The organism is Kineosporia sp. NBRC 101677 (genome assembly GCF_030269265.1).
In the GTDB taxonomy this organism is placed as follows: domain Bacteria; phylum Actinomycetota; class Actinomycetes; order Actinomycetales; family Kineosporiaceae; genus Kineosporia; species Kineosporia rhizophila.
Genome location: NZ_BSTA01000002.1, coordinates 393741 through 420053, shown reverse-complemented (window position 1 = coordinate 420053; position 26313 = coordinate 393741). Strand labels below are relative to the sequence as shown.

The window sequence follows — 26313 nt, the reverse complement described above, 5'->3', positions numbered from 1 at the left end:
CGCGCCACCACGGTCACTGCTGGTCGACCCGCTGCGCGCGTATCACGTTGATGCCCGGGTAGCCCTGCGGCTGGATGCCTTCCAGCCGGTCGGGCACCCAGGCGGTGACCAGCCGGGTGAACACCACCGGGAAGAGCACGGCCTGGTCGGCGATCGCGTCGAGCACCTTCTTGTTCTCGGTCTTGGCGGTGGCCGCGTCGGGGGCGTAGGCCGCCTTGTCCATCTGCTCGTAGAGCGCGTCGGCCTCGGGCCCGGAGAACTTGGCGTAGGTGGACGACCAGAGCGACTCGGGGCTGTAGTAGAAGCGCTGCACCAGGTCGGGGTCGTTGCCGAACTGCTGGGGATTGCCCGAGGCGGCCACCACCTGGTAGTCCTCACCGCCGTCGAGCTTGGAGAACAGGGCCTTGGTGTCCTGCGGGTTCAGCGTGGTGTTCACGCCGATCGCGTCCCAGCCCTCCTTGATCACGTTGATCGTGTCGGCCACCAGAGAGGTGTTGGTGGAGCCCAGGGTGATGCTGAGGTTGCTGACCCCGGCCTCCTGCAGCAGCTGCTTGGCCTTGTCAGGGTCGTAGGCGAAGTCGGTGGCGGCCTTCTGGTAGGCCTCGAGCTCGGGGTTGAGATAGCTGTCGGCGCCCACCCCCTCGCCCTTCAGGGCGACCTGGACCACCTTCTCCTTGTCGATCGCGTAGTGCAGGGCCTGCCGGACCCGCTTGTCGTCGAACGGCTTCTTGGTGGTGTTGAACATCAGGAAGACGTTGTTCTGCCCCTGCACCGCCTCGACCTCACGGCCGTCTTTGCGCAGCTGCTCGATGTTCGCCGGCGGAATGTTGTCGGCGATCTGCGCCTGCGGCCGGGCGCCGGAGATGGCGGCCACCCGCGGCGCCGCGTCGACGATGGATCGCCAGACCATGGTGTCGTACTGGGCCGGGTGTTCACCGTTGTACTGGTCGTTCTTGACGAAGGTGGTGTGGTCGAGGGCGGCCTGCTCGGTGATCTTGTAGGGCCCGGAGCCGAGCGTCTTGCCGCCGGCCGCGTCTTCCCACTTCCCGTCGAAGACGTGCTTGGGCACGATCATCGCGGTCTGCACCCGGTCGAGGGCGTACTGGAAGGGCTGCTTGAGCTGGAACTCGACGGCGTTGTCGCCGCTGGCCACCACCTTCTCGAGCCAGCCGGAGAAGAAGGCCCGCAGCTGCACGTTCTCTTCCGGGTCGAGGATGCGGTCGTAGGTGAACACCACGTCCTCGGCCGTCACCGGTTGCCCGTCGGACCATTTCGCGCCTTCGCGCAGTTCGAAGGTGATCGTCTCGCCGTCGACCTCGGTGGGCACGGCGGCCAGGCCGGCCTGCGGTTCCCGGGTGATCGGGTCACCACTGACCAGCGGCTCGTAGACGTTGGTGAAGGCGGCCATCGAGAACGCCGAGGCGGTCTGGGTCGGGTCCCAGCTCTGGTTGTTGCCGTAGCCGATCACGGCGGTGAGGGTGCCGGTGTCGGCGCTGCTGTCGGACGAGGCCGGGCCGCCGCAGGCCGCCAGGGCCACCCCGACCGCGGTGGCGACGGCGAGCAGGGCCAGGCGCGACCGGGGTCGCCGGGGGAATGTCGAGCGCTGCATCTGGTGACTCCTTCGTCTGCCCAGCCGGCGGACCACGGGACCTTGCGCACTCAAAGCGTAGGTAGACAGCGGAAATTCTGGCAAACCGGTCTTCCTGCTGCACTCCCCCTTGACCTTTCCGCTCTAGACGGGGTGCGATGCCTTGCGCAGGCGACGCCAGGCCAGCTCGGCCAGCGTCGCGGCCTGCTGCCCGAGCAGCGAGTCGTCGAACACGGCAGTGGCCGAATGCATTGCGGGCGGCTCGTTTACAGACGTTTGTGGCGGCCGGACTCCGAGGAAGACCATCGCTCCGGGAACCTTTTCGAGCACGTACGAGAAGTCCTCCGAGGCCATGCCCGGTGTGTCGAGCAGCTCCACCTGGCCGGGGCCGTGCAGGTCGCCCAGCCACTCGAGCACCTGAGCCGTCTCGGCCGGATCGTTGACGGTGACCGGGTAGTTGCCCACGAACTCGGCCTCCAGCGAGCAGCGGTGCACGGCCGCCAGCGCGGTGAGCATGGCCGGCAGCTCGGTGCGCACGTAGGACAGCGTCTGCGGGGAGAGCGTCCGGATGTTGAGGTCGATCTCGATCTCACCCGGAATGACATTGCGTGCCAACGAATTGCTGGCCAGCCTGGTCACCGAGATCACCGCCGGATCCTGCACGGGGATCCGCCGGGTGACGAAAGCCTGGATGGCCAGGATCATCTCGGCCGCCACCGGCACCGGGTCGACCCCGCCGTGCGGCATGGCCGCGTGCCCTCCGGTGCCGCTCAGCCTCAGGTACATCACGCTGGAGCTCGCCATCAGCGGGCCGGGCCGGGTACTCCAGACACCCAGTGCCTCGCCGCAGTCGACGTGCACCGCATAGGCGGCCACCGGCTGCTCCTCCAGCAAGCCCTCTTCCAGCATGATCCGCGCCCCGCCGGCCCCTTCCTCACCGGGCTGGAACATGAACACCACGCTGCCCGGCAGCTCTTCGCGCCGCTCGTGCAGCAGCCGCGCCGCCCCGACCAGACCGGCCGTGTGCAGGTCGTGCCCGCAAGCATGCATGCGGCCGTTGGTAGCGGCGAACTCCAGAACGTTCGCCTCCCGGATCGGCAGAGCATCCATGTCGCCGCGCAACAGCACCGCCGGCCCCGGCCGACCACCCCGCAGCACCGCCACCACCGAGCTGAGCCCCCGGCCGGTGGCGATCTCCAGATCCAAGCCCTCCAGGGCAGCCAGCACGGTGGCCTGGGTCCTGGGCAGGTCCAGCATCAGCTCGGGCTCGGCGTGCAGGGTGCGGCGCAGCGCGATCAGCTCCGGCGCGATCCGCTCGGCCTGATTCAGAAAGGTCATGGCAAGTCTCCGGGCGGTGTGGGCGACGACGGCGGCCAGGCCCACCGGCTGGGCGACTTCGCTGTCTCACTCGGGACCTTCGCTCCCGGCACCATACCGCCCGACCCTCGCCACCCGTCCATAGGTGTGACCGTAAATCACGGCAGCGGGCCGGTTTCGGAAGCGTGGGCTAAGTTGGTGCGCCCCGGCGAACCGAGAGGACCACCGCATGCCGCTGTTCACCAACGCCGACGTGACCATGGAATACGAACGGCACGGCGATCCGGAGGGCAGGCCGGTCTTCGTGCATCACGGAATGCTCGGCTCAGCGGGGATTGCGCCGCAGTGGGGCGAACTGGCCACCGACGCCGGGGTTTCACTCATCACCGTCGCCCGGCCCGGCTACGGCCAGTCCACCCCCGTGGCCATGCAATCGATCGCCGACTGGGCCGCCCTGCTCGCGCCCCTAGCGGACAATCTCGGCCTACCCCGGTTCAGCGCCCTGGGTATCTCCAGCGGCGCCCCCTACTGCTACGCCCTCGCCGCCGCCCTACCTGACCGCCTGGATCGGGTGGCCGTCCTGGCCGGGGTGGGCATGGTGAACGAACCCGAGACCCGCGCCCACTATCCCGAAGAGGCCCAACGCACCTTCGAGACCTATGCGCAAATGCCCGAGACCGACGTCCGTAAGCAGTGGTTCGAAAACCTGACCGTAGGTCTGGCCCAGATGCCCCCCGAACACCCGCTGCGCCGTCCTTTGACGGATTCGATCGCCCACGAGGCCGCCGGCCCCGCCCGCGAGTGGGTGCTGCAGCAACGCGACTGGGGCTTCGACCTCCGGACCCTGAGCACCCCAGTCACCCTCTGGCACTCCCCCGCCGACGACCAGGTGCCCTTTGCCGCCGCGGAGATCGTCGCGGCCCGCATCCCCGGCGCAGTGCTGCACGAACAGACCGAGCCCGGCCACTTCCCCTCCGAGCCCACCGTGCGCGCCGCCCTCAGCTTCCTGGGCCAGTAGCTACCCCGCGTGCTGGATGCTCAGCAGCCGCGCCACCTGGTTGTCGTACTCACTGATGGCCGGCTCGGCATGGGTGGCGACCTGCTCGGCCACCTGCTGCTCGAGCGGCACATGGGCGGAGCTCTCCAGCTCGGCCAGGCTCACCGCGTACTTGGAACGTTCCCCGGACGTTGGCATACACCGATTGTGCTCCAGAACCTGACCTGGGGAAACAGCTGTCACCAGGCCGCCGCCACCCGGACGGCGGATGGGGCCGCGGGGCTGCGATAGGCTACTGCGGCCCGCCCCCGTAGCTCAGAGGATAGAGCAGAGGTTTCCTAAACCTTGTGTCGGAGGTTCGAATCCTCTCGGGGGCACCCAGGTCAAAGCCTCTTTTCCGCTCCTGACCAGCCTCTTTGCCTCCCTGCTGCGACTGCCGCCGCGTGCCACCAGATGCCGCCAAAAGCAGGGTTACGCCACTGTCTGTGTCCCATGTGTGTCCCAGAGCTGGACCCCTGCGGCCTAGCGACTGCCCAGGTCAGGCCCGCCTTTCTGCATTCCTGCCAGGCCGGCTGTGTCCCAGGACGGGCAGGGACAGACGAAGGGCCGGGACGATACCGTCCCGGCCCAGTCGTACAGCGATGTGGTCAGCTCGATAGAGCCTTGTCGATCTTGCCGTTCGCCTCGCTGGTCCCGTCGTCCATGCAGCCCGCGTAAATCTTGAGCAGGACATCGACGCTGTGCCCGGCTCGCCGGGCGACCTCAGGCGCCGGCACTCCAGAGTTCAGCCACAGAGTCACCCCGCCGTGCCGGAGGTCGTATGGTCGCGCGGCCACCGGAGTTACACGGACGCCTGGTGGCATCCCCAGCGCCCGGGCTCCCTGCCAGACGCGGTAGTAGGTATCCGGCGCGTACGGCCGTCCCATAGCCGTCCGGAACAGCACACCGTCCGGTCCGGTGCCGAAGGTGTCGACGTGATGCCGCAGGATGCGCACCAGTTCTGGCGGGATCGGTACCGGACGAACAGCCCTACGCCCGCGCCACTTCAGCCCCCGCTCCTCGCGCCCCTGGCCGCTGTCGGTCCAGGCCCGGCCGGCTTCCGGGGTGGACGACGAGAGCAGCAGCAGGCCCCAGCCCTTCTCCGGGAGTTCGCAGTCGGTGACCTTCAGCGCCAGGGCTTCGGCTGGCCGGAGCGCGGCGAAGTACAGGAGCGCGAAGAACGCGACCAGGCGAGGCCCCCTCACGCGCCCGACATACGTGCAGGCCGTCAGCAGCTCCCGAACCTGGGCGGGCGAGGCGACCACGCGCCGGTCTACTTCCTCCGACTTGTGCGGCGCCTTCCACTGCACGGTGTCGATTGGGTTCGTCGGCAGCTCCCCCTGTTCGACGCAGTAGCCGAACAGGTTGTAGAGCACCGCCCGCTTCCGCGCCGAGGTGGTCGCCGCTGCCGGTGCCCCGTCCTGCAAGGTCGCGCACGCGTCCAGAACGCGCCGAGTGTGGCGGACGCGAGTATCCGACTCGGCGAACACGCTGATGGGGACTGAATGCGCTTCCAACCAGGCCAGGGCTGCCCGCGCTTCGACCGGCTTGTCATCATCCCGCGTCTTGGCGTTGTAGGCCCACTTGGTCAGGGCATGTTGCAACACAGCATCTTTCGGACGATCAGGCGCCGCATCATCGACCATGCAGACCGCAGCGGTAGCCAGGGCCTGCGCCCGAGCTGAGCGAGACGTGCCAGCCGACCCCGGCCACTTCATATCGACGTAGGCCAGACACGCCTGATGAAACGAACGGGTCTCCGCCTTCGGCCACATCGACTCCGGCAGGCCAGTCTCAACGTCAAAGGCTTCACCACGGCGCGCGGCCTGGAGCAGATCGGAGCGGAAGTTCTCAGCCAGAGCCCGCGTGATGAACGCCTGCCGACGAGGCGCCGGCCCCACCTTCCAACGCACCGTGTACGGCTTCGGCCGGTCCCTCCGAATGCCGAGGCTATAGATCCTTACGTCCTGGCTGATCACGCCGCCTCCCGCAGCGACTCAAGCCAAGCATCCAGCGTCGGCCGCTCCACCCTCAGTTCGCCGTTCGGAAGCCGGAGGCAGCGAGGCCCGGTTCCCAGCTCACGCCAGCGCTGCCACGAGCGCCGAGGCACCCGTAGCTCTTCCAGAACCTCATCGACCGTCATCAGGTCTCGTGTACCCCGCCGAGTACTCACCAAACCTCCACAGCAACAATGGTTTCCTGCTATCAAGTGGTCCAAGCACTACGCCGAACGCAGCTCACCCGGTCGAGCCGGTGGCCCCTGCCCATCCCTGGCCGCCTCATACGCCGCCCTCCAGGTCTGGCGTTGACTGATGGCATGCAGCAGTCGCGTGGATAGCGGTGGCAGTTCGTTCGGGTTGACTGGCTCCCAGACGTAGCGGTCGGCGGTCTTGTCGCCGCGGGTTGCGTCGGCGCTGTCGGGGTCGACGCCGAGCAGGGCCAGGACGAAGGCCCGGCGTTCGTGGCGGTGGTCGGTGAGGGTCTTGCCCGACCACTTACGGGAGACCAGGACGCGCCGGCCGCCGTAGCCGAGGTGTTCGCGGCGGTGTGCTTTGGCCTTGCACGCGCCGGGGATCAGGCCGGGGCGGGCGTCTTTCGGCTGTATCCCGTAGCGCAGCCAGTTCGCGCAGCGCGGGGAGCACGGTTCGTAGCGCAGGGCGTGGACGAGGCGGTCGACGTGCGCCTTGACGGCCGGGTTCTCGTTCTCGCCGTGGGCGGTGCCCATGGACTTAGTGAGGTACTTGGCGAGGTAGCCCACGCGCCGGTCAGCGTCGGGGGATCCGGCCAGCAGGCCCTGGATGTCGGACTGGATACCGAAGCGGACCACGTGCTGTGGTTCCAGGTCGTCCATGGTGTCGAGGTCGTCGAGGGCTTCGTCCCAGGTCGGCAGCACGGCCGCTGTGGTGGGGTCGAGGTAACCGACTGATTCGCTGGCGGGGTTGCCAACCGCATCGGGTGCGTCGGCATCTTCGTCCCAGACGGGTAATTCGTCTTCGCGGACGTAAACCGGCGTATCCGCCTGGGGCCACCAGACCTGGTGATACGTGGCCGCGATGACCTGGCGGACCAGGGCACGCGGGATGGTGCCCCGGATCGCGATGTGGGCGTGTGGGGCCAGGCGCTTCTGGGGTTCGACGGTGGCGAAGTACTGCACGTCATAACCGGCGACGCGGCGCAGGTTCTGCACCAGCCGATCCAGCAGCTTGGGGAAGTGGATCGCATCCCGCGCCGCCCGCCGGTAGTCATACCGTCCCGGATCGAGGGGCACGCCGTTGCCGTCGACGCGCCCATAGCCGGGCAGGGTGACCGTGACGAACATGGACGGCCGGTAGACCTTCCCATCGTTGCCAGGGAACGTCTGTCCCACCGTGGTTTTCGCCATCACCCGCTTGGGCAGATCGGGTGCATCCTGACGTCGACGGGTGGAGCGCTTCCGCCGGGCTGCTTCCGGCTTCTCACGTTCGAGTGGCCCGCGCACGCCCAGTTCGGCCAGTTCAGCGTCGATGGCGTCCAGCGTCTCTGACGCGGCCTCAGCTACACCGAGGTCGCCGCGGGCGAGGAAGTCGTCCCGGACTGCGGTGACGTCCGCGCGGGCCGCCACGAGGTCCTGCTGGGCTGAGGTGGAGGTGTCTTCGTCGGGGATGGGGTCGGAGTCGGCGTGCCAGCCGGCCCGGCACTGGTGCATGCGAAGTCGGCGGGCACGTTGGGCGCAGGTCGGGCACTTGGACTCAAGAGTTGCCCCGCAGGGGACATCGACCAGGGTGACTTCGCCGGTGTGGGTGTCGGTGACGCGCTGAGTGATGGGGCGGACGCAGACGCCGTTGGCGATGGCGACGTCTTCGGCGACGTGGAGGGCGACGGGCATGCGGGCGCGTTCGGCGCGGCTGTTGCGGGTCAGGTTCGAGATCGAGGCTGCGGTCGGCTGCATGGGGTTGCCCAGGTTGGCCGAGGCCGTGGGAACGGGGGTGGTGGTCATCGGCGTCCCTTCAGTCGAGGCTGGAGCCAGCTCGGCAGGTGAGCGATCCGGGGGCGCGGGTCGGCGATGTGGCGCAGGGCGTGAACCCGGACGGCGTCGACGGCCGCAGGCTGGGGTGCGGTGTCGTCCCAGTCGCAGGAGGTGCACCGCACCCGCACCGGCCGATCCGTCAGCGAGGCAGGGGCCAGGGAGAACGAGACGCCCACGTCAGTGACGATCGAGCCGACCGGAGGGACGACGGTCCAGCCTTCCGGCCACACCGCCGGGGTAGGTGCTTCAGGCAGAAGGACGTCGTCGGCCGGGTTGGTCTCGGCGGTGGCGCTCTCGTCGTGGTCGGGGTCCGTAGGGCTGTGGAAGCGGGACCACCAGCCGGGCGCCGGGCTGGTCTGCCCAGTCGGGTTCTGGTCGGGGCTGGGTTCTGGCATGGCCGTTCCAGGGGTGGCCGGGTTATCGCTCACGCGTCGTCACCTTCACCCGTGGTCCAGAAGCGGAAGGGGTACGCCTCATCCGGGCCGGTTTCCCGGCCGGCGGCCGGGTCGGAGGCCGGCGTGTCGGGCAACGGCGTCCAGTCGGTGTTCTCCGGGGCCGGCCACTGCGAGGCCATGTCGACGATGTCGGTGTCGGACAGGTAGGAGAAACGGACCCGGACCGGTTCCAGGGCGCCTTCGACGCGGACGTAGGCGATGCCGGGCAGGCTGGCCGGGATCAGGTGACAGGCCGCGCCCCGTTCCAGCGCTCCCTCCCCGAGGACCATGTCGACGTGGGAGTCCTCGGCCAGCCGCAACGCGATGCGGTAGGTGAACAGGTCCCGGAACGGCAGCACCTCCTTCCGAGGGTCCTGCAACGCGGCCAGGACGCTGTACCCGACCGCCCGACCCTGGGACAGCAGAACCTGCATCGCGGCAGCGACTTTTGCCTTGATGTCCTTGGGGGCGTAGGCGGTCAGGAACGCCAGCTCGTCGATCACGATCACTTCCAGCGGATCTTCCTTGGACGGTGTGAAGACCCGTACCCCAGCGTCTTTCAGCCTGCGTTTGCGGTCGTTCATGTCCGCCACCGCCCGCTCCAGCAGGGCCAGCATGGCGTCCAAGTCTTCATCGGCGTACTCGGCGAACAGCGCCCGGCCGGGGAACAGCTCCATCCCACCCTTGGGGTCCACCCCGCGAAGGCGGACCGTGCCATCAGCAACGGCCGGAGCCAGCGCCCGCACCGTCGACCACAGCGCCGAGCCCTTCCCGGACCCGGATGCGCCGGCCAGCAGGACGTGCCGGCCGTTCAGCCACAGACAGAACACCTCACCGTCCTCCCCAAGTGCCACAGGCAGGGCATCCAGCACCGGGAGCGGCGCAGGTTCCAGCGGTGCGACCAGGTGGCGCAACGGGTCCTTGGCGTAAAACAGCACCCGCACCCGGCCCGGAGCGTCCTCGATCACACTGCACCGGTGAGCGGCGTACACATGCCGCAGGCCCTCAGCCCGAGCCGCCACATCGGCTGGTGTCTGGCCGTGTAGCAGGCGCAGGTGCAGCGTGTCCACCACCGGCGTGGAGCGGACACGGGTCACGGCCGGGACGTAGACCTCACGGTCGGGGGTGACGCGAGTAAGCCCCGTTCCGTCCATCGCCGGGTGCCAGCGCCGCTTGTATTTCGTCCACCACCGCCACACACCCCGGCTCGGTTGGGAGACCGCGACGTCGAAGGAAGCCGGCCACCGGTAGGCCCAGACCAGGCCCAGCGCGAGCCACCAGGTCAGCGCCGTCAGCGCCCACAACCCGCCCAGCCGCGACCAGATCACCAGCAGGACGAACGCGGGCAGGGACAGCCCCCAGTAGGTGAACGCCTGCCGCAGCAGCCACCGTGAAGCTCTGGCCAGGTACTTGGTAATGAAGAGCGGGACTGTGACCCACAACGGGACGACGTAGCGCTGTCGGGTGGTGAGGCCGGTGCCGGCCAGGTCTTCCACGCGGGTGCCGTTGACCAGCATCAGAGGGTGCTCCCATCCGTGGAGTCAGTTGAGGTAGTCGTGGTGGTCGAGGTGGTGTGGGTGTGCAGGGCGGGCGCATCGGGCAGGCCGAGGGCCGCGCGCAGGTCATCCACGACGTCGCGCAGGCGCACCAGACGATCGGTGTCGTCCCAGCGCTCATCCGGATCGAGCAGGGAGCCGGCCATGCCCACGGCGCGGCAGGCCGCCAGGACCCGTTGGTTGCTTTCCTGGTACTGGTCGAACCAGAACGAGTCCAGGCCGCGGGCCATCACAGGTCACCGCCGCTGGTGTGGCTGGTGAAGGAGATGAACCGGCCACCCTCACCCCGCAGCGGGAGAGCGACCAGGTGCGCGCAGTCGGGGCACTGCCCGAAGTGCAGCCGCCCCACCGGGTGAACCTCGGCGCAGGTACGGCACGGCTTGGCCAACGGACCACGACGCTTACTGCCAGTGCTGGAACGCATTTCAAACCTCAATCCTGGGGAACATGTGCTGATCGACGACGGGCGATGCCCGGGAGGGGCGCCCCGAACCCGATGGAGGGACGGGGCGCCACATCACCCGAGCGCGAGCACCTGGACTACGACGCCTGCCGCTGCGCCCGTGCCGGGGCGCGGAAACCCGTTGCCCGGTAGGCGATCGCGACGCGGGGCTTGGCGCGGTTGGAGTCCAGGTAGGGGATCACCTGCAGCCCGTCGAACTCCGCCGGAGCCATCAGCCCGGCCGGCGGTACCGGCTGGTGATCGGCCGGGATCTTGACCTTGATCTCGCGTCGTCCCTGCTGCGCGGTCGGGTCCAGGATGCTGACCGCCCACAGGCGCTGGCCGGTCTGCTTATCCAGTTCCTGGGGGTCGACATTGCCCGCCTTGCGCTTGTCGAAGTCCTCCACGGCGTCCACCGAAAGAACCATGATGGGCTGGGTGAACACGTCCTCGTGACGGACATTGATACGGCCCTCAACAGCCATTTCTTCGGCTCCCACTCTCGCCATTCAACCGCCCACACTCACCCGCCCCAATCGAGCGGTGTGAAGTGCTTTCTCTGCGGTGTCAGCCCTGTCTGAGCTGCGAGAACATCGTGAACCGCTTAGCAAGCGCGCATCAACGCTTAGGTAGGCGGTACAAGGCAGACCTAATATTTTCTATGCCAACCCCATATGGGCGGCAGGCCGGAAATAGACATGGTTTGCATAGTGGCCAGAAAGGCAATGCGTGGGGGTAAGAAATGCCCGTCTCGGCGGTTACTATTCCGGCATGGCTGAGCGGGGAACGCCTACGGTGTACACGGCCCGGGGGCAGGTCAACGGCGAAGACTGGCAGGCAGTGGCAGCAGCGCTCAACGAGCGCATGGCAGCCCGCAGGATCGGCCAGCAGGAACTGGCACGCCTGTCAGGCATCTCCGTCTCGACACTGCGCACGGTCCAGCACGGGGCGAGTCGGCGCGTGCAGAACAAAACGCTGGAAGCGATCGCCGTTGCCCTGGATTGGCCGGCCGATCACCTGATCAGCATCCTGGTGACGACCCAGCGACAGGTGCCGGCCGAAGAGCCCGGCGGGGACCAGGTGGCCGTTGCGATAGCCAGGGTCGAGCGCACGTTACAGCAGCTCAGCGACAGGTTGGCCAGTGTCGAGAACCACCTGCGGGCCGAACGGCCGACCGGCTCAGACCCACGCGCGTGAGTTCAGGCCCAGGGACGAGTACGTCACGAACATGACCCACGGCGTGATGGCCGAGAACTTCACCGAGCTCACCCCGTCGAGCTGCATCACGCAGCCACGAGCCAGTTCCCGCTGATTGCGCGTCGGATCCAGGAACACCGCCACTGCCGACTCCCCGGTGAGCGCCCGAGGTAGCGGCGAGGTGCGCTGCACCGTGACCCCGTGCTCACGCAGCATCGAAGCAAGCTCCTCTGCATCCATCCCGACTCCCTTTAGCCAGCAAAACGGGAAGCCCGCGCGCACTTTCCCCGTCGAGTGCGCGCGGGCAGTCAATGTGTGGGTGCGTGCCGGCCTTCATCCCGAATGAGGCCGGCACGCACCCCGGCGCCGCTCTTACCGCAGCGGAGGGAGGCTGACCGGGAGCCAGGCGCCGCCCCCGGCCCTCACTGGCCGGGAGTCTTCTGTCGAGGGATCACGGCGCGTCGAGCCGGACCCTTCGGTGGTTCGCTTCCGCGTTGTTCGGCCGGCACCGCTCTTGCCCGTCCTACTCTCACGCGTTGCCCCGCCGTACGTTGGCGTGGAAAACGGCTCAGATTCACAGCTTCCCTCCCGCTCCGCTCCTTGGAGCCGGCCTCTCCCGAGGACTTGCGCCGCTGTCACCCGGGAAAGGCCGGTGAGAAAAGCCTGCTTCGCGGCAAGACCTGCGGAAACGCACGGCGCATCTATACCGACCCTGCATGGACCCTGCCCAGAACGGATGCCTGTCGGCGGTTGCCGAACGCTTTCGGAGCGCCCGAGCGCTTGAAAAGCGGCATGCCGCTCATACAGGGTTGACTTGGGCGCGGTAACCTTCCGTCTACCGAGCGCAACGCAGCAGTGGGTGGGACCAGCGAGGGGGAAGCATGCGGGAGCTGTCGGACTACACGGTCTCGGAAGACCTTCTGGCCCGCGCCGACTTCCAGGAAGCGTGCCGAGAGCGCGACTTCCAGCGCATGTTCCACCTGATGAGGCAGTGGGACCACGCCAGCCAGGACCGCATTGCCGCCCCGATCGAGAACATGACCCAATCGCGGGTCAGCCGGATCATGACCGGCAAGGACCGCATCGCATCCGTCGAGGTGGTCGAGCGGATCGCAGACGGCCTGCACATCCCCGGCAGCTTCCTCGGCCTCGCGCCCCGGCTATGGGAGAGCCACGACCCGAACCGGACCACCACCGACACCGCAGCTACCGGACTACCGGGCGCCCAGCGTCCTCAATTCGCTCCCGCCACCACGGCTGGTGAGCTGGTCGATGAGCGTCTGGACGTCACGCTCGACGTCTACCCGGACGGGCGCGTCGATGTCCGCCAGGTCCACCACCTGAACAACCACGGTGACACCCCGGTCACCGGCCTCACCCGGCAGGTCTGGTTCAAGCACACCCACGCCCCGATCGTGGTCGAGGCCACCGACAGCGACCGCAGCGTCTTCATCAAGCCTATTCACGACGTGGGCGTGCAGGTGAAGTTCATGGCGCAGATCTTCCCCGCCGTCGGCCCCAATGAGTCCGCCACCGTCGGCTACACCGCGACAGGCGGGCAGTTCGCCAGCGAGCTCTACTGGCGTCAGACGGTTTTCCTCCCCACTCAGCTCCTTCGGTTGCAGCTACGCCTGCACGGGGTGGAAGCTCTCAGCGGTTGCACGGCGGTTGAAGAGCGCCTTGACGGCTCCGAGATCACCGCGACCGAGAGCCTGTCTTTGGAGTCTGAGGAGAACGTGACCGTGATCGATCTGACCCGCCGCGACCTGCGGTCCAACCAGAGCGTGACGCTTCGATGGGACGTGGCCCGTGCGACTGCGTGACCAGGTCGAATCCCTCGTCCGTTCCTGGGGAGCCTACGAGGAAGCGCGCGGCGGCCGGCAGGTCATCGACTACGACTGCGCCCCCACCAACGCCCCCATCACCCCAGCTACCAGCCGCATCGACGTCTACGACCAGCTCACCAAGCTCAACCAGCAGGCCAAGGCCGACGGCGAGACCAAGGTCGAGCAGACCACCCGCGCCCACCTCGCCTACCTCTCCTGTGTGCTGGGCGAGCGGCCCGAGCTCGACGCGTACATGCGCGCCACGCAGGGATGCGGCACGGCCGGCTGGTCCGAGGAGTATGTGACCGAGTTGGGCGATCGAGCCCGCAAGGCGTACGCCGACCTGGGCATCACCTGGGACGCGAACCTGGCCGACGAGGTGACCCAGCTCGAAACGCCCATGACCATCGAACGGGCCGCGACACAGGTCCAGGTACTGGCCGACGAGGCCGAGCCCGTCGTACGCGAGCTGACCGGAACCACGGCCACGTACACGGTGGACGTGCAGGTCGTCGACATCGACGACTACTGGTCGTTCTGGGTCGACGGGGCCGGCCACCACTCACGCCTGCGGTTCAACCAGCGCACCGCAGTGTTCACCGAGGACGGGCTGCGGTTCTTCGCCCAGCACGAACTCCTCGGCCACGCCTTACAGCTATCCAGCTTCGCCCAGACCGCCGAGAACGAAGACGTCGACTGGGTGCGCACCATGACGGTGCACCTGCCCTACCAGCCGCTGCTGGAAGGGTTGGCGACGGCGTGGCCGATCTACACCGAGCCCCACAACGCCCCGCTCATGGCCAAGGCCCGACTCAACCACTACCTGCACATCGTCCGTGGTGAAGTGCACCGGGCGATCAACGCCGGCTTCCCGCTACGCGACGTTGCCGAACACGTCCGCGCCCGCGCACCGTGGCTGAGCCTGGACCAGATCGGCAACCTCCTGTCCGACCGGGGCACCGACCCACTGCTGCGGTCCTACCTGTGGTCGTACACGGCCGGCACCGACTGGTTCATGAACCTCGGGGACCAGGCCGACGAGGCGACCATCAAGAAGGTCCTCACCGCCGTCTACCACCACCCCCACAACCCGACCGAGCTTGCCAAACTCTGGCCGGCCGGTCCCACCTTCGGCGGCGACGGCGCACCCATCGTCCTCCGACGACCCGCCGCAGCCTGACACCAGGCCCCGACATGACGAGGGCAGGAGGCACTAGCGGTGTGCTTCCTGCCCTCCACTCATGCCCGGACCCCGGTTGCCGAACAACCGCGACCGTGTCCCCGTCCACGGCAGAGCCTCAGCGACGGCAGCACGCAGACCAGTTGCCGAACACCGAGGGAGGCCGGGATGCCCCGCCGGGCATGCGGCACCTGCGGCACCGACCCGACGGGGCACCCGGCAGCTCGACACCAGCAACTCTCGTGCACTGCCGAATTACTCTCTTCTGGATCAAGGCCCTGCAGCCACCACCACAATCAAATTCCTAGGCATCCAGCAGCCCGCCGGGAAGCCCCAAGTCCTGCCACCTTTCCTTCTTACCAAGCAATGTCTTTTCTTCCTCGACGAGCTGGGTCAGGTGACTGCGTGCTGAGGAGCGGATCTGCGGCGACAGATTCTCCCGACAACTTACGAGCTCCACAAGCAGTTCCGATACTTCCGTCAGGCCTTCCGTGCGCATCCTTGCCGCGGAAAGGATCCCCGAAAGTGGATTAATGAAGCGTTCATCACTTTCCCAGCTTTGAAGCAGGCTGACCGTCTTGCTTACATCAATTCCCAGAAAACGTGAGTCGATAATTATACGTGCACAGTCGCGTAGATATCGATCAGCCTCTTTGACGTTTCGGCAATACATGTCCGCATCAAATGGTCGCGCGTCTCTCTCGAACGCAGCTTCAAATGCGATCTGCACCAGGGCACCTACGTCATTCTGCTCATTAAGTAGTCGCTCGCGAGCATCAGGGAATCTTACTTTAAGCCTGTCTCCAAACGCGTACAGGCGAAGCATTTTACTTATGTAAGTGAGTCGCTCTTCTGGGGGGAGGCATTCATTCTTTTCTATCTCTATGGATCCGAGGGCCCACGAGCCATCGACAGGAAAGGGCTCGTCCGGAGGGAACAGGGATCGATACCCGTGAGCTACGACATCAGGCGCGTCGGAGGCGTGCATATACAGGAGCCACATATTTAGCAGATTGAGGGAGTTGGCACGCATTTCGCTGATTTCCATGCCTTTGATCTTAGAGACCAAGTCGTCAAAATTCTCACTGATCAGCGCGCCTGAGAACCCGGAGACCTCTCCTCTTTGTGGATGCAAAAACATCTGTGCCCTTGCTTGCGAGAGAGGCATGCTTCCAGTCGAACACAAGGCAAATTCGCGAGGATCTCCTGCGGCTTGGTTCACGCTCGCAACGAATGAGAAGCCTACGGACCGCCACTCCTGCTCTGCAGATAGCCAAGACTCCACGACGGATTCGGAGACGTCGGAGAATACATCCGTTAGATGCGGGAGCTCTTTTTTGATCCAATTGAAGTGCCCAAGTATCCACGGCAAAATGGCTTGAAGGTCAAGCGTAGTTGAAAAGCGGCCGTCGAAGCTACAGGCCTGTTTGAAGCTTTCCATGGAGGGGGTCAAAGAGAACCTCAGCACAGCGGCCAGATAAGCCCAGCCCGGATGGGCAGAAGACCTAAGATTTTCGGGCATGAAGTCGGCCGACAAGCTAGCACCGAATTTGCCGATCTCGACAATATCGAAATGAGTGTTGGGTATCTCCTTGCAACTGACGGAGGCACGAGAACGGGTCCTCCGCGATAGCGTTCGAATAACTGTGACCAGTGGATCATCGGTTTGTATCAGCGGGAAAGATTCTCGACCGTGGTCTAGCGAGTTGACTATGCGACGGCCACGCAGGATAACCTCGAAAGGATTTAATTGCGGCAGCATTCGGAGGAGGAAGGCACAAAGATCAACGTTAGTTTGAGCAATGGCAGCGCACCGCCACCATAGTGAGGGCGAGAATACCAAGGGGGCGTGATTTCGGGCTTCCGCCTCCCAAGCGGAGTATTGAACCGTGCCTCTCTCGATAAGACTCGCCAAGAACTCCCACGAAGCGTCACCGCTGGAGCGAGATGAGATTCCCTCAGTGACGAGCTGCTGCGCAGTCTCTACGGTGTCCACGGTGACGAGACTCGCCAGTTGAGTGGGACTGGTCGGCTCTTTACCGAAAAGATCAAACGCAAGCCGAAGAAGTTGCCTCGCATATGTAGGAGCACGTCGGGGACCGCCATCCTGCAGAAGAGCTAAAGCAAGGGTGGAGCCTGCCCTTACCAATGCATGGGGCTTCGATGCCGAAAAGTCGTTTAGCTCGTGACAAATATGCACGATGTCAGCGCGGAGCGACCGCCGCAGGCGGAAGCATTTCCCTACCGCGAAGAGAAACACGTTGCGCCAATGAGGGCTCCCAGCGATGGTCCGTAACCGTTCCGGGATTAGTTCATCGCCATCCTCAGTCAAAGCTTCAGCGGCCATGAACTCCTGAAGCGAACGAATTTCGAAGCCAACGCGATCGTCCTCAACTCCGACCAAGAACACGAGCCGTTGTGCCGACGCGTCAACGATCCTGCGGGTCAAGTCATCAATGCGCTCCGGCGCATATTCTTCAATCCGTAGGTGTTCTGCCACAATGTTACTAAATGTCTCGGTTGTGAGCCGTGCATTTGCACCGCCAATGACCTCCGCTTGGACCTGTAGCAGGAGCCCAGCTAGGTGATGGACTCGGTCAATCTCGGCTTTATGCTCCCTCAGAAGCTCTGAGGCTTCAATATCACGTTCGATCTCGCGATTGTAAATTAACTGGTAGTACCTATCAAAAAGATCCCATCGATCTTCTGGTGGCTCCCCTTGTTGGTCGACGAGAAGAACCATAATTGTTACCTGCAAGGGAGATGCCATCAATCGCACAGTGGCATCAGTTCGCACCGCTCTAGTAAGGCGGCGATTGATTCGTTCGGCTCTGTCAGGGTTGTGCTTAAATTTTTGTTCTGCCAGCATTGCGCCGTACTGAAGTGCAGTATTCGGGTCAAGGGGAGTGAGCTGCCAGTGTTGATAGTACTTCGGTGAGAGTTCTTCGTTGTACCCCTGAGGTCGGGTGGTAACCAAAATCAGAGCATCCAACTCACGCATTCTAACGTCAATCTCAAAATCATTTATTGCCGTGAGCAAACGTGTGCGATTGCCACTGGCTGGAACCTCGTCCAGCCCATCCAGGATTAGCACAAAGGGGTATGCGTCAAGAAATCGATCGAGAGATTCCGGTGACATTGCACGGCTTGCGCGCTTATTGATAATCGAAGTTACGTGCTCTAGCAGGGAAAGATCGGGATTATTAGCTAAGTCATCAGCGAACTCGCTAAGAACAACACGCATTGGGAAACGCCCGCTCGTGGGCAAATCCAAATTTCGCTGCTCCGCTCCTGACTCGAGGTCACGTGCGATATCCAGAGTTTGGGGCGTCAAGACCTGGGGCGGCATTTTTGCTAGAAGGGCCAACCTGAAGAGTTGCGAGGCATATTGACCAACCGTGGTCTTGCCCTGACCAGGCCCTCCAATCAACACCACCCGACCCTGTTTTGATTTCCCTCCCTCCGCGTCATAGGTTATGGGCGTTTCAGCGAGCTCAATAAAGCTCTCAACAAACCAGATGTCGTCATCTTCAACTGCGAAAGGGTGAGCATCTCTTGCACTTGACAACATTTTAATTGGTACATCAATAAAGATTTTAGCAAGGGAAATTTCTTCTTCGGGTGCATGACCGCCTTGCTGAAGAAGCGCGTTCTGGTCACGAGCCAATTCTTTGGCAAGATACGTTGCCAAAATGCTCGCTAGGTCAGCTTCTTCGATCGCCATGGAAGAAATCAACCTGGCTAAAACATCTCCTGGGGTCGTCCACGCAGAGTACGTTTGCCGAATGGCCGCGTGATCATCAAGGAAAGTTCCTATCTGGTCGTAATCCCAAAGAGCCCAACCCTTGAGTCCATGCTCTTTGGAAAACTTCTCCAACCGTGCACTTAAGGAGTCTTTTCCGCCAGCCGTAGGGTATGGCGTGAGGGGTACATTGGTTGCGAAGATATAGTAATCTGGAAGGGTGCGGAGGCTGTCGTCCTTCTCGTATTCACGTAGTTCCGACTCTAGGTGACCCAAAGCCCATTTAGTGTTCGATTCACTGCCTGGCTGGTCTTCGCGCTGGCGGAACTTCGCTTGAATGACGCCGTAACCGTCCCAGCAGGCGTCGGGTGTCGGGTAGAGCGTTGCTCCTTGAAAAATTGCCTCTCTTCCGCCATCTCGTCCATCGCCGAATACTTGGACCATAGGCCCAACGACAGCAACGGCCAATGCTTGCACAAGGCTCTCAAATGACCTAGTCGACAGACGACTGAAATCATAATCAGACACGCGATCTCCTATTGCATGATTGCTACATTGCTCTCACGAGAGGGTAGCGTCAGCGCAAGGCGTCTGACTAGCGGAACTGCTAACTAGGTGCGTATTTCTGGAGGATTTAGCCCGGAACCTCAGCGCTAGGCAGTCGCGTCAGCAAGGTGGAGCGCAAGCGTTTCGCACGTAGATGCGCCTTGAGTGCGCTGTCCGAATCAACACCCTCGGCTTTCGGGGGACGTCAAGCTTTGGCCGCCCTGAGGATTGTCCTGTTCTTAGACAGCTTGTCGCGGTCCTGTGCAACCGCGATCTGCGGTTGAAGCATACTTCGGTGAAGCTACGCCCGCCTGTAGACTTGGTATTCGGGACCCATCGCGGCAGGAAGGGGATAGGAGCGGTGAGCGCTTCCGCAGAGCAGTACCCAGTGCCGGCCCCACGCCCCCGCCGTACGGTCGAAGAGTTGCTGGCAGCTAAGGGCACGCAACACGCGGCGCTAGAACTTCTCCGACTGGCTCTCAGGTTTCGCTGTGGTGGAGGGTGATGAGCGTGTGGCCACGACATGGGGACGGATCACGGGCTCGGCTCAGTTACGAGGACAGACCGGTCCGCAGAACGACAGTTGGATCGCGGCGGCTTGCATCACCCATGATCTGCCGCTGGCGACGCTGAACGTCAAGGACTTCCAGCGCTTCCTCGACCACAACGGCCTGCGTCTGATCACGGCTGAGTAGGTCTGTGTCCCACCTGTGTCCCACGGCCAGCCCCGCGGACGGAGAGCCCAGATCAGGGGCACAAGAGCAGAGGTTTCCTAAACCTTGTGTCGGAGGTTCGAATCCTCTCGGGGGCACCACCGGTCAGAGCCAGTCACGCCAGAAGGGGACCACCTCTGACGGCTCCTGGAACTCCCGCACCACGTAGTCCTCCAGGTCAATCCCGTACACGACGGTGTCGGACAGCCAGTGAACCGACAGGACAGAGTGCCCGCTCGTGCCTGATCCGGTGGGCAGGTATCGATGGGCATACACAGGCACTAACGTCGGTACCTCTGCCAGTAGTCGCTCTGCCTTCGCCACTCTCGAATCTTCGCTCTTCGGGCGCTTACCCCACCCACTGGGCCAGTTCCCCTCAGCGAGGTGTCGGCGAATGCTGTCTTTCGGCCAGTTGATTTGCCTGTGCAGCGTCTTTGACCCGAGATCGCGTCAGGCGGGCCACCCCCAGCTCGCCTGACTCGTACGCTCATCGAGCCCCTCCCGGACCGGCAGGCCCGCGGCCAGGAAGGAGCGGTGGTCATCGGCGAACTTGAAGCCAAAGTGTCGCTCTATACGCGCGAACTCGGCATCGGTCAGCCCATCCTGTATTTCTGCCGCCCCTGATTGCACCAAACGCTTGGCAGCCGCTTCGCCAATATTGCGGCTCCAGGCATTCATGCTCCGACGCTACGGGAGTAGGCAAGCAGCTTGTCCGCGCCGGGCTGGTACCGGGCGAATCATCGGAACAGCCCGTGTCGCAACGAGCGCCCATGTCACGAGCGCGTAGCTCAGAACCAGCCGCGGTGCCGGGCGGTGCGCACCGCCTCGACCCGCGACGAGGCGTCGAGCTTGGTCATGGTGGAGGAGAGGTAGTTGCGGACTGTTCCGTGGGAGAGGAACAGCTTGGCCGCGATCGTGCGGGTGTTCAGGCCCTGGTCGACGTAGCGCAGGATCTCCTGCTCCCGCTCGGAGAGCGGGTTGGGCCCGCTGCGCAGGGCGTCGGCCGCCAGCTGGGGGTCGATGACCGTGCCCCCGACCGCGACGGTCTTGACCGCGTCGATGAGCCGGGCCCCGGTGGTCGCCTTGACCAGGTAGCCCGAGGTTCCGGCGGCCAGGGCCTGGTGCAGGTGGCCGCTGCCGGGCAGGGCCGTCAGCAGGATGACCTTGCAGTCCGGGAACTGGGCGGTCACCAGCCGGGTGGCCTCGATCCCGGTGGCGCCGGGCATGTCCACGTCGAGCAGGGCGATGTCCGGCCGGTACTTCTCGACCGCGGCCAGCACGTGGTCACCGCGGCCGACCCGGGCGACGACCTCGAAGGCCGGCTCGGTGCTGAGCAGGGCCTCGAAGGCCTCGGCGACGAGCTCGACGTCTTCCGCGATGAGAAGTCTGAGGGTTTCCTGGGTCACGAGGCTGCCGTCTCCGGGCTGTTGGTGAGTTCTAGGGCCGCGTCGCCGTCCGGCGTGAGCGCGGGAACACGGGGAACCCGTGCGATGACGCGGAACTGGCCGCCGGGCACCGGCCCGGCGGTCAGCACACCGCCCAGCGACTCGACCCGGGCGCGGATGTCGTCGAGACCGGTGTGGGCACCGCCGTCCTGGGCGGTGCTGGTGACCCCGTCGTTGACCACGCTGACCACGATGGCCAGCGACTCGTGCCGGACCCCGATGCGGCACCAGGTGGGCTGCCCGTGCTTGAGGGTGTTGGTCACCGCCTCGCGCACGACCGCCGCCAGGGTCTGGTCGATGGCCGGGTCGTCGACCACCACCGCGTCGACCTCGGCCCGCAGCCCGAGGCGCTCGAACAGCTCACGGGCACTGGCCAGCTCGTCGTTGAGGCCGATCAGGGTCGGCCCGCTGGTCAGGGCCCGGAGCCGGGCCTGGCCGTCGATGATCGACGACCGGAGCGCGGTGAGCTGGTCGCGGCAGCGCTCGATGTCGTGGTCGAGCAGCCGCAGAGCGGCCTCGTTGCGCAGCGAGGCCGAGACCAGGGTGCGGCCGAGCAGGTCGTGCAGGTCCCGGGAGATCCGCAGCCTTTCCTCGTCCACCCGGACCCGGGCGATCTGCTCCCGGGTGCGGCGCAGCTCGTCGAGCACCACGTAGAGCCGGGTCATCGAGTAGAGGGTGAAGGCGATGACGACGGTGGTGACGCAGATGACCAGGATGGACTCGTTGCTGGTGCCGTCGTGCCGCCCCAGCATCACGGCCACGTCCAGTGCACCGAGCCCGGCCACCAGCAGGAACCGCTGCGGCCAGGCCGTCAGCAGCAACACCGTGGTGAGGGCCAGGGCCAGCGTCATCCAGGCGCCCCCGAGCGCCAGGACCAATAGCGAGGCCACCACCTGGGCCCCGGCCAGGGTCCGCAGCTGCCGCCCCGGCCTCCCCCTGACCAGCAGCGACTGCATCCGCAGGAAGCAGGCGACGACGACCAGGCTGAGCAGGCCACAGAAGATCTTGACCAGGAGGGTCGAGTCCTCCTGGGCGACGACCTGGCCGATACTGACGAACAGGATGAGCGTGGCTGCAGACCACGCCCCGACCACCCCCGAAGAACTCCCCCGCACCATAAGACGATCCCCTTGAGCCCATTGCAGTCGGCAAATAGCACCGCACGGCACATCACTGGTTCGGCGCGCGTGACTGCACGCCTCGAAGTGCCCCCCTTACAGTGACACTCTATTCTGTCACTTTTGCTACCTGTGGGGTAGTAGATGGCATTCGGGGGAAGTCAGGCGGATGGACGGTGCCGCAGCAGGAGTGCGGTGGACATGCCGACCGCGGTCACGCCGACCAGGTCGCCGAAGGCGCCTCCGAGCAGGCGGGGGGTCACCGCCGAGCCCATCAGGGCGGCGACCACGGACACTGCGACCAGCACCGTCGGCAACGACAGGACCAGGGCCCAGATGCTCGACTCGAGCAGCCAGCGGACGTGGTAATCGGTCTGCTCGGGGCGCGTGGCCTGCGCGGCGGTGAGAGCGCTGCGGTCTCGGCGCACCCCGGCCACCACCAGGCGCCGCCACGGAAGCACCACGTTCATGACGGCGACGACAGCCACGCCCCACCCCAGGACGACCGGGACGGCAAGGACCGGCGACACCCCGCTGTCGGTGTGCCGGCCCAGGCCGATGAGCAACAGGGGGGCGGTCAGTCCGACGACGATCCCAGCGACGACAGCCGCGATCAGATGCGGTCTCGCCGGAGCGGCACGACGCCCCCAGGGCGCCGCCGTCATGCGTTCGTTCCGATCGGCCGGCCGTCGAGCAGGGTGAGGACCTGGTCGGCGCCGGCCTGGACGATCGGGGTGGCCAAACTGGTGACGATGGTGCGCCCCTCGAGTCGGACCAGGTCGACGAGCGTCCGGGAGAGCTGGTCGAGTCCGGCCGACCCCGGGTCGGCCGCGACCACGAGCAGGTCCGGGTCGTACGCCAGCGCCATCGCGATGGCCACCCGTTGCTGCTCGGCCGGGTCCAGCTCGGCCGGCCAGCAGTCGTTGACCGCGTCCAGGCCGACCGAGCGGCAGAGCTTGCCGATCTCCTCGCGGGGGTGCCGTTTCCCGCTCCACCGCACCGGCAACCCGATGTTGCCGGCCACGCTGAGGTGCCCGAACAGGACCGGCCGGGCATCCACGAACCCGACCCGACGCCGCCACGGCTCCGGAGAGCGGACGGCGTCGGTCCCGCGGCGGGAGACCGGGGCGCCGGCGATCTCGAGCGATCCACCGGCCAGGGCGACGCGTCCGGCCAGGGTGAGCAGCAGGGTGTGGACCTCGTTCGCCGATCTCCCCTGCACCGCCACCAGGGTCCCGGACGTCACACTGAGGTCCCGGACCTGAAGAGCGGAAAGACCGGCGGTGGAGTCCGTTTCGACCTGGACGCCACGCAGTCGGACCGCAGTGGTCAACCGATGGAGGCGGTTCGCTGACATGGCAAGTTCCTACCGGCAGGGTGATCGGTCGGGCACGATCGGTGGCGGAGCCACTGAGATCGTCAGCACCAGAAGTACGAGAACGTACTCATTGCTTCCAGAAAAGCTGCGCTGTCGTCTTTTTCGATTTCCAGGGAGTGCAACTGGTCGAGCGACATGGCTACCTCGTTCCGTGCGGACCATCTCCGATTCCGTTGGCTCAATTCTGGTCCAGCGGTGGTCGCTCACCTAGTGGACGGCGTCACGCACGCATCCTGACGTTTGTCATCTCGAGATGCAGACCAGCTGGTGAGGGCCGGAGGAAGGCTCTGGTGGCGGGGTAGCCGCAGAACGGCGTGCAAGGCGTCCTGGGCCAGCGGCGCGAGGGCGACCAGCGCCCCAGCACTGCCGGTGGCCAGATCGGTGGAGAGCCGGTAGCCCGCGTGGCCGAGCAGGACGGTCGCCGGCTGATCCCCGCCGGGCAGCGGCATGACGTTCCATCCGACCCGGCCCTCGTGCAGCGCCACCCCGGCATCGTCGTCCCCCGCCAGCCTGCGCAGGGTGGCGAGCAGGCCACAGCGCCCGAGACCGAGGCCAGGTCCGGGCGCAGCCGGGGTTCGGCAGGTCTGCCGCACTCCCGCAACGAGCGGCTCGAGCCGGGCGATCTCGGCGGTACCGAGCCCCGCGGCCTCGGGCCGGCTGAGCAGGGCGGCGGCGGCCAGGCCAAGAGCAGCGCTCCCCTGGGCCAGGTCGGGCAGGAGCCGCCCGGTGCCCTGGATCAGTACCGCGGGCCCGACCGTGACGGCGTTCTCGGCTTCCCTGAGCACGGCCTGGTGCGCGGCGCGCAGACAGACCTGAGCCCGGTCGTCGCCGGAGATGTCGGCGATCGCGATCAGCGCGAGCGCGACTCCCGCCCAGCCGTCCAGCAGGCCGCTGCCCGGGCGAGGGCCACTCGCGCTCACGGACAAGGTGGTTGCGGCCAGGTGATGCTGGGCAGGCTCGTCGAACTCGGGCCCCAGCAGACCGGCCAGCTCGGTGAAGGCCAGGGCCCGCCCGGCGTGCCCGTACTCCCAGGACGGGGGCAGCGGACTGCGGGGGTTGGCGGCGGCCCGACGAGCCACCGTGCGGGCCTGCTCGGGGCGGCCGAGCAGGGCGAGAGCCAGGGCCACCCCTTCCAGACCGTGCCCCAACCCCCCGACCGGCCGTTCCCGCCCGGCAGCGGCCACGATCCAGTCGAGCCACGGTTCCGGGACCAGGGCACCGGTCGCCTGCAGGGCCAGGCACACCCCGGTCGCCCCGTGCAGCAGGCCAAGACCTCCACCCGGGGTGGTGAACTGGGCGATGTCCCCAGGCAGGAGCCGGTCGGTGCGGTGCACGGTGGCAGCCGCGGTCAGACCGCGCACCAGCGCCGCGCGGTCGGGAGCCGGTCCGACCACGGCCGGGCCGGGCCCCAGGTCGGCCAGAGCGGCCTGCTCGAGTTCCTGCTCCAGCTCCGGCCGCCAGTTGAGGACGTCGAGGTGCGGGGCGAGGAGAGTCAGCCGGATCAGCTCCACCGCCCGCAGATCGCTGCCGAGCGTGGGGATCGCGTCGCCCGGGATGTTGAGCGCGGTGATACCGGTGGAGACCGCCCGGCCGTCCAGACTCGCCGATTCCAGATCCACGAGCACCAGTCGTTCGTCGCCTTCCAGGACGTTGCCCGGATGCAGGTCCCCGTGAGCAACTCCGTGATCGGCCAGGACCTGCGCCATCACCCGCAGCCGGGCGGCCGTCCGCTCCACCCACCCCAGGTAGGCGGCTTCCTCCGATGCCGTCGCATCCGGCCGGATCGCGGGGTTCGTGGTCAGGCCGGCACTGAGGGTCTGGCCGGGGATGTACTCCAGGACCAGGAAGTCGCTGTCCCGCAGGCTGATCAGGTCGAGCACCTCGGGTACCAGCCCGGTCCCCGCCAGCCGGGTCAGCACCGCGTGCTCGTGCCGCAGCCGGGCGGTGGCGTCGACCCCGGCCACGTCCAGCCCGGCGTGTCTGCGGGCCTCCTTGAGCACGACGGTCGAGCGCCCCCGCCAGCGGGCCCGGTAGACCCCGCCGCCGGTGGACCGGTGAAGCACGACCACTTCGTCGATCTCCAGCTTGGGCTCCAGGTCGGCCGCCCGGAAGCGCTGCAGCGGTTCGGGCAACGGCGGGGCTCCCAGCGCCCCGGCCGGCCCACGCCGGTCGAGCACCGCGCGCCCGGCCCGCGTCCATCCCGGGCGTAGCCGACCGTCGGCGCCGGTGCACCAGCTCTCACCGAAACCGCCGTACCGCAGATAGATCGGCGCACCAGCGACCGGGACCTCACCCACGATCCGGGGTCCCGGCTCATCGGCCAGACCGGCCACCAGGCGCTCGAGCAGCAGTTCGGCGAGTGCCGGGGTGGCCGGGTAGGCCGTCACCACCTTGCCGCTGCTCTCCGGGGCGGCGTACTTGAGCTGGGTCGCCAGGACCGTTCGTTCGGTGCGCAGGGTCTTGACCGGGACACCGAGGTCCCAGCAGGCCCGCACCGCGATGTCGGCCACCCGCCGGGCGTTGCCCGGCAGAGCGGCGACGTGAACCTTCCAGCCCTGCTCGGGCAGGGAGTAGACGGGTGGGACGAAGACCGTCCACGGCCCGTACTCCACCCGTTGCCAGCCGGCCGGCGGCATCTCCGGCATCAGCAGAGGGCTGCTGTCGACGGCCTCCGAGGAGCCCAGGACGTCGTAGAAAAGGCTGTGGGCCATGGTGAACGGGATGTAGGCGGACTTCAGACGCTGGTTCAGGGACGACTTCACAGGACCCCCCCCCGGGTCGGATCGGCA

At 66.2% G+C, this 26313-nt stretch carries 24 protein-coding genes and 2 tRNA genes; 7 read left to right on the top strand and 19 right to left on the bottom strand.

What is annotated here, in order from left to right; translation table 11 throughout:
* Positions 1 to 13: 13 nt before the first annotated feature.
* Together QSK18_RS07400 and QSK18_RS07395 are read right to left on the bottom strand one after the other, a co-directional pair.
* Positions 14 to 1609: an ABC transporter substrate-binding protein gene (locus QSK18_RS07400; protein WP_232813857.1), complete on the bottom strand. Its 1596-nt coding sequence runs from the start codon at positions 1607 to 1609 to the stop codon at positions 14 to 16.
* A gap of 123 nt (positions 1610 to 1732) precedes the next feature.
* Positions 1733 to 2926, bottom strand: coding sequence for a M20 metallopeptidase family protein (locus tag QSK18_RS07395; RefSeq protein ID WP_285617419.1), 1194 nt, complete (start codon positions 2924 to 2926; stop codon positions 1733 to 1735).
* 208 nt (positions 2927 to 3134) lie between these two features.
* On the opposite strand from QSK18_RS07395, the gene QSK18_RS07390 reads away from it, so the two are divergent.
* On the top strand, positions 3135 to 3923 hold the full coding sequence (locus tag QSK18_RS07390; protein WP_285617418.1) for an alpha/beta fold hydrolase: 789 nt from the start codon (positions 3135 to 3137) through the stop codon (positions 3921 to 3923).
* On the opposite strand, the gene QSK18_RS07385 is transcribed toward QSK18_RS07390, so the two are convergent.
* Positions 3924 to 4100 (bottom strand): hypothetical protein, encoded by a 177-nt coding sequence (locus tag QSK18_RS07385; RefSeq protein ID WP_232813860.1) that lies wholly within the window; start codon positions 4098 to 4100, stop codon positions 3924 to 3926.
* 106 nt (positions 4101 to 4206) lie between these two features.
* On the opposite strand from QSK18_RS07385, the gene QSK18_RS07380 reads away from it, so the two are divergent.
* A tRNA-Arg gene (locus QSK18_RS07380) sits at positions 4207 to 4279 on the top strand.
* 270 nt (positions 4280 to 4549) lie between these two features.
* Here QSK18_RS07380 and QSK18_RS07375 read toward each other — a convergent pair.
* The 8 genes from QSK18_RS07375 to QSK18_RS07345 all read right to left on the bottom strand — a co-directional run bounded on the left by QSK18_RS07375 (position 4550) and on the right by QSK18_RS07345 (position 10795).
* Positions 4550 to 5920 carry a tyrosine-type recombinase/integrase gene (locus QSK18_RS07375; protein ID WP_285617415.1) on the bottom strand — a complete coding sequence of 457 codons (1371 nt, stop codon included), beginning with the start codon at positions 5918 to 5920 and terminating at the stop codon, positions 4550 to 4552.
* Positions 5917 to 6084: a helix-turn-helix transcriptional regulator gene (locus QSK18_RS35865; RefSeq protein WP_352396474.1), complete on the bottom strand. Its 168-nt coding sequence runs from the start codon at positions 6082 to 6084 to the stop codon at positions 5917 to 5919. The genes QSK18_RS07375 and QSK18_RS35865 overlap by 4 nt, the downstream gene beginning before the upstream one ends.
* A gap of 78 nt (positions 6085 to 6162) precedes the next feature.
* Positions 6163 to 7917, bottom strand: coding sequence for a replication initiator (locus QSK18_RS07370; RefSeq protein WP_285617413.1), 1755 nt, complete (start codon positions 7915 to 7917; stop codon positions 6163 to 6165).
* A complete protein-coding gene (locus QSK18_RS07365; RefSeq protein WP_285617411.1) occupies positions 7914 to 8375 on the bottom strand; it encodes a hypothetical protein in 462 nt (153 codons plus the stop codon). The genes QSK18_RS07370 and QSK18_RS07365 overlap by 4 nt, the downstream gene beginning before the upstream one ends.
* Complete coding sequence (locus QSK18_RS07360; protein WP_285617409.1) at positions 8372 to 9898, bottom strand: FtsK/SpoIIIE domain-containing protein; 1527 nt, start codon at positions 9896 to 9898, stop codon at positions 8372 to 8374. Before QSK18_RS07360 ends, QSK18_RS07365 begins: the two co-directional genes overlap by 4 nt.
* A complete protein-coding gene (locus QSK18_RS07355; RefSeq protein ID WP_285617407.1) occupies positions 9898 to 10167 on the bottom strand; it encodes a hypothetical protein in 270 nt (89 codons plus the stop codon). The genes QSK18_RS07360 and QSK18_RS07355 overlap by 1 nt, the downstream gene beginning before the upstream one ends.
* A complete protein-coding gene (locus tag QSK18_RS07350) occupies positions 10167 to 10361 on the bottom strand; it encodes a hypothetical protein (RefSeq protein WP_285617404.1) in 195 nt (64 codons plus the stop codon). The genes QSK18_RS07355 and QSK18_RS07350 overlap by 1 nt, the downstream gene beginning before the upstream one ends.
* A gap of 116 nt (positions 10362 to 10477) precedes the next feature.
* Positions 10478 to 10795: a hypothetical protein gene (locus tag QSK18_RS07345; RefSeq protein WP_285617402.1), complete on the bottom strand. Its 318-nt coding sequence runs from the start codon at positions 10793 to 10795 to the stop codon at positions 10478 to 10480.
* A gap of 355 nt (positions 10796 to 11150) precedes the next feature.
* Between QSK18_RS07345 and QSK18_RS07340 the strand changes: the two genes are divergently transcribed.
* Positions 11151 to 11576 carry a helix-turn-helix domain-containing protein gene (locus QSK18_RS07340; protein WP_285617400.1) on the top strand — a complete coding sequence of 142 codons (426 nt, stop codon included), beginning with the start codon at positions 11151 to 11153 and terminating at the stop codon, positions 11574 to 11576.
* Here QSK18_RS07340 and QSK18_RS07335 read toward each other — a convergent pair.
* On the bottom strand, positions 11559 to 11816 hold the full coding sequence (locus tag QSK18_RS07335) for a DUF4350 domain-containing protein (RefSeq protein WP_285617398.1): 258 nt from the start codon (positions 11814 to 11816) through the stop codon (positions 11559 to 11561). The two genes, QSK18_RS07340 and QSK18_RS07335, sit on opposite strands and share 18 nt — an antisense overlap.
* Positions 11817 to 12457: 641 nt before the next feature.
* On the opposite strand from QSK18_RS07335, the gene QSK18_RS07330 reads away from it, so the two are divergent.
* Together QSK18_RS07330 and QSK18_RS07325 are read left to right on the top strand one after the other, a co-directional pair.
* On the top strand, positions 12458 to 13399 hold the full coding sequence (locus QSK18_RS07330; protein ID WP_285617396.1) for a helix-turn-helix domain-containing protein: 942 nt from the start codon (positions 12458 to 12460) through the stop codon (positions 13397 to 13399).
* Positions 13386 to 14582 (top strand): hypothetical protein, encoded by a 1197-nt coding sequence (locus QSK18_RS07325; RefSeq protein WP_285617394.1) that lies wholly within the window; start codon positions 13386 to 13388, stop codon positions 14580 to 14582. Before QSK18_RS07330 ends, QSK18_RS07325 begins: the two co-directional genes overlap by 14 nt.
* Before the next feature lie 304 nt (positions 14583 to 14886).
* Here the strand turns inward: QSK18_RS07325 and QSK18_RS07320 are convergent, their stop codons facing one another.
* Complete coding sequence (locus QSK18_RS07320; protein WP_285617392.1) at positions 14887 to 18852, bottom strand: NACHT domain-containing protein; 3966 nt, start codon at positions 18850 to 18852, stop codon at positions 14887 to 14889.
* A 530-nt stretch (positions 18853 to 19382) separates the two neighbouring features.
* Between QSK18_RS07320 and QSK18_RS07315 the strand changes: the two genes are divergently transcribed.
* Both QSK18_RS07315 and QSK18_RS07310 read left to right on the top strand, forming a co-directional pair.
* Positions 19383 to 19565, top strand: coding sequence for a PIN domain-containing protein (locus QSK18_RS07315; RefSeq protein ID WP_285617390.1), 183 nt, complete (start codon positions 19383 to 19385; stop codon positions 19563 to 19565).
* Between the two features lie 44 nt (positions 19566 to 19609).
* Positions 19610 to 19684: transfer RNA gene (locus tag QSK18_RS07310), tRNA-Arg, on the top strand.
* Positions 19685 to 20033: 349 nt separating this feature from the next.
* On the opposite strand, the gene QSK18_RS07305 is transcribed toward QSK18_RS07310, so the two are convergent.
* The 6 genes from QSK18_RS07305 to QSK18_RS07280 all read right to left on the bottom strand — a co-directional run bounded on the left by QSK18_RS07305 (position 20034) and on the right by QSK18_RS07280 (position 26286).
* Positions 20034 to 20261 carry a hypothetical protein gene (locus QSK18_RS07305; protein ID WP_232813861.1) on the bottom strand — a complete coding sequence of 76 codons (228 nt, stop codon included), beginning with the start codon at positions 20259 to 20261 and terminating at the stop codon, positions 20034 to 20036.
* Between the two features lie 110 nt (positions 20262 to 20371).
* The gene (locus QSK18_RS07300) at positions 20372 to 20989 is read right to left on the bottom strand and encodes a response regulator (protein WP_232813862.1); all 618 of its coding nucleotides are present in this window, start codon (positions 20987 to 20989) and stop codon (positions 20372 to 20374) included.
* Complete coding sequence (locus QSK18_RS07295; protein WP_232813863.1) at positions 20986 to 22143, bottom strand: sensor histidine kinase; 1158 nt, start codon at positions 22141 to 22143, stop codon at positions 20986 to 20988. Before QSK18_RS07295 ends, QSK18_RS07300 begins: the two co-directional genes overlap by 4 nt.
* Before the next feature lie 164 nt (positions 22144 to 22307).
* Positions 22308 to 22811 carry a hypothetical protein gene (locus QSK18_RS07290; RefSeq protein ID WP_232813864.1) on the bottom strand — a complete coding sequence of 168 codons (504 nt, stop codon included), beginning with the start codon at positions 22809 to 22811 and terminating at the stop codon, positions 22308 to 22310.
* Entirely contained in the window at positions 22808 to 23392 is a 585-nt protein-coding gene (locus QSK18_RS07285; protein WP_285617388.1) for an ATP-binding cassette domain-containing protein, read from the bottom strand. Before QSK18_RS07285 ends, QSK18_RS07290 begins: the two co-directional genes overlap by 4 nt.
* 335 nt (positions 23393 to 23727) lie before the next feature.
* Positions 23728 to 26286: a class III lanthionine synthetase LanKC N-terminal domain-containing protein gene (locus tag QSK18_RS07280; RefSeq protein ID WP_285617386.1), complete on the bottom strand. Its 2559-nt coding sequence runs from the start codon at positions 26284 to 26286 to the stop codon at positions 23728 to 23730.
* Positions 26287 to 26313: the final 27 nt, after the last annotated feature.

Bases quoted from the DNA above. Each gene is read 5' to 3' on its own strand.
- QSK18_RS07400 (WP_232813857.1), bottom strand. From the start codon at position 1,609: ATGCAGCGCTCGACATTCCCCCGGCGACCCCGGTCGCGCCTGGCCCTG.
- QSK18_RS07395 (WP_285617419.1), bottom strand. From the start codon at position 2,926: ATGACCTTTCTGAATCAGGCCGAGCGGATCGCGCCGGAGCTGATCGCG.
- QSK18_RS07390 (WP_285617418.1), top strand. From the start codon at position 3,135: ATGCCGCTGTTCACCAACGCCGACGTGACCATGGAATACGAACGGCAC.
- QSK18_RS07385 (WP_232813860.1), bottom strand. From the start codon at position 4,100: ATGCCAACGTCCGGGGAACGTTCCAAGTACGCGGTGAGCCTGGCCGAG.
- QSK18_RS35865 (WP_352396474.1), bottom strand. From the start codon at position 6,084: ATGACGGTCGATGAGGTTCTGGAAGAGCTACGGGTGCCTCGGCGCTCG.
- QSK18_RS07370 (WP_285617413.1), bottom strand. From the start codon at position 7,917: ATGACCACCACCCCCGTTCCCACGGCCTCGGCCAACCTGGGCAACCCC.
- QSK18_RS07360 (WP_285617409.1), bottom strand. From the start codon at position 9,898: ATGCTGGTCAACGGCACCCGCGTGGAAGACCTGGCCGGCACCGGCCTC.
- QSK18_RS07355 (WP_285617407.1), bottom strand. From the start codon at position 10,167: ATGGCCCGCGGCCTGGACTCGTTCTGGTTCGACCAGTACCAGGAAAGC.
- QSK18_RS07350 (WP_285617404.1), bottom strand. From the start codon at position 10,361: ATGCGTTCCAGCACTGGCAGTAAGCGTCGTGGTCCGTTGGCCAAGCCG.
- QSK18_RS07340 (WP_285617400.1), top strand. From the start codon at position 11,151: ATGGCTGAGCGGGGAACGCCTACGGTGTACACGGCCCGGGGGCAGGTC.
- QSK18_RS07335 (WP_285617398.1), bottom strand. From the start codon at position 11,816: ATGGATGCAGAGGAGCTTGCTTCGATGCTGCGTGAGCACGGGGTCACG.
- QSK18_RS07330 (WP_285617396.1), top strand. From the start codon at position 12,458: ATGCGGGAGCTGTCGGACTACACGGTCTCGGAAGACCTTCTGGCCCGC.
- QSK18_RS07305 (WP_232813861.1), bottom strand. From the start codon at position 20,261: ATGAATGCCTGGAGCCGCAATATTGGCGAAGCGGCTGCCAAGCGTTTG.
- QSK18_RS07290 (WP_232813864.1), bottom strand. From the start codon at position 22,811: ATGACGGCGGCGCCCTGGGGGCGTCGTGCCGCTCCGGCGAGACCGCAT.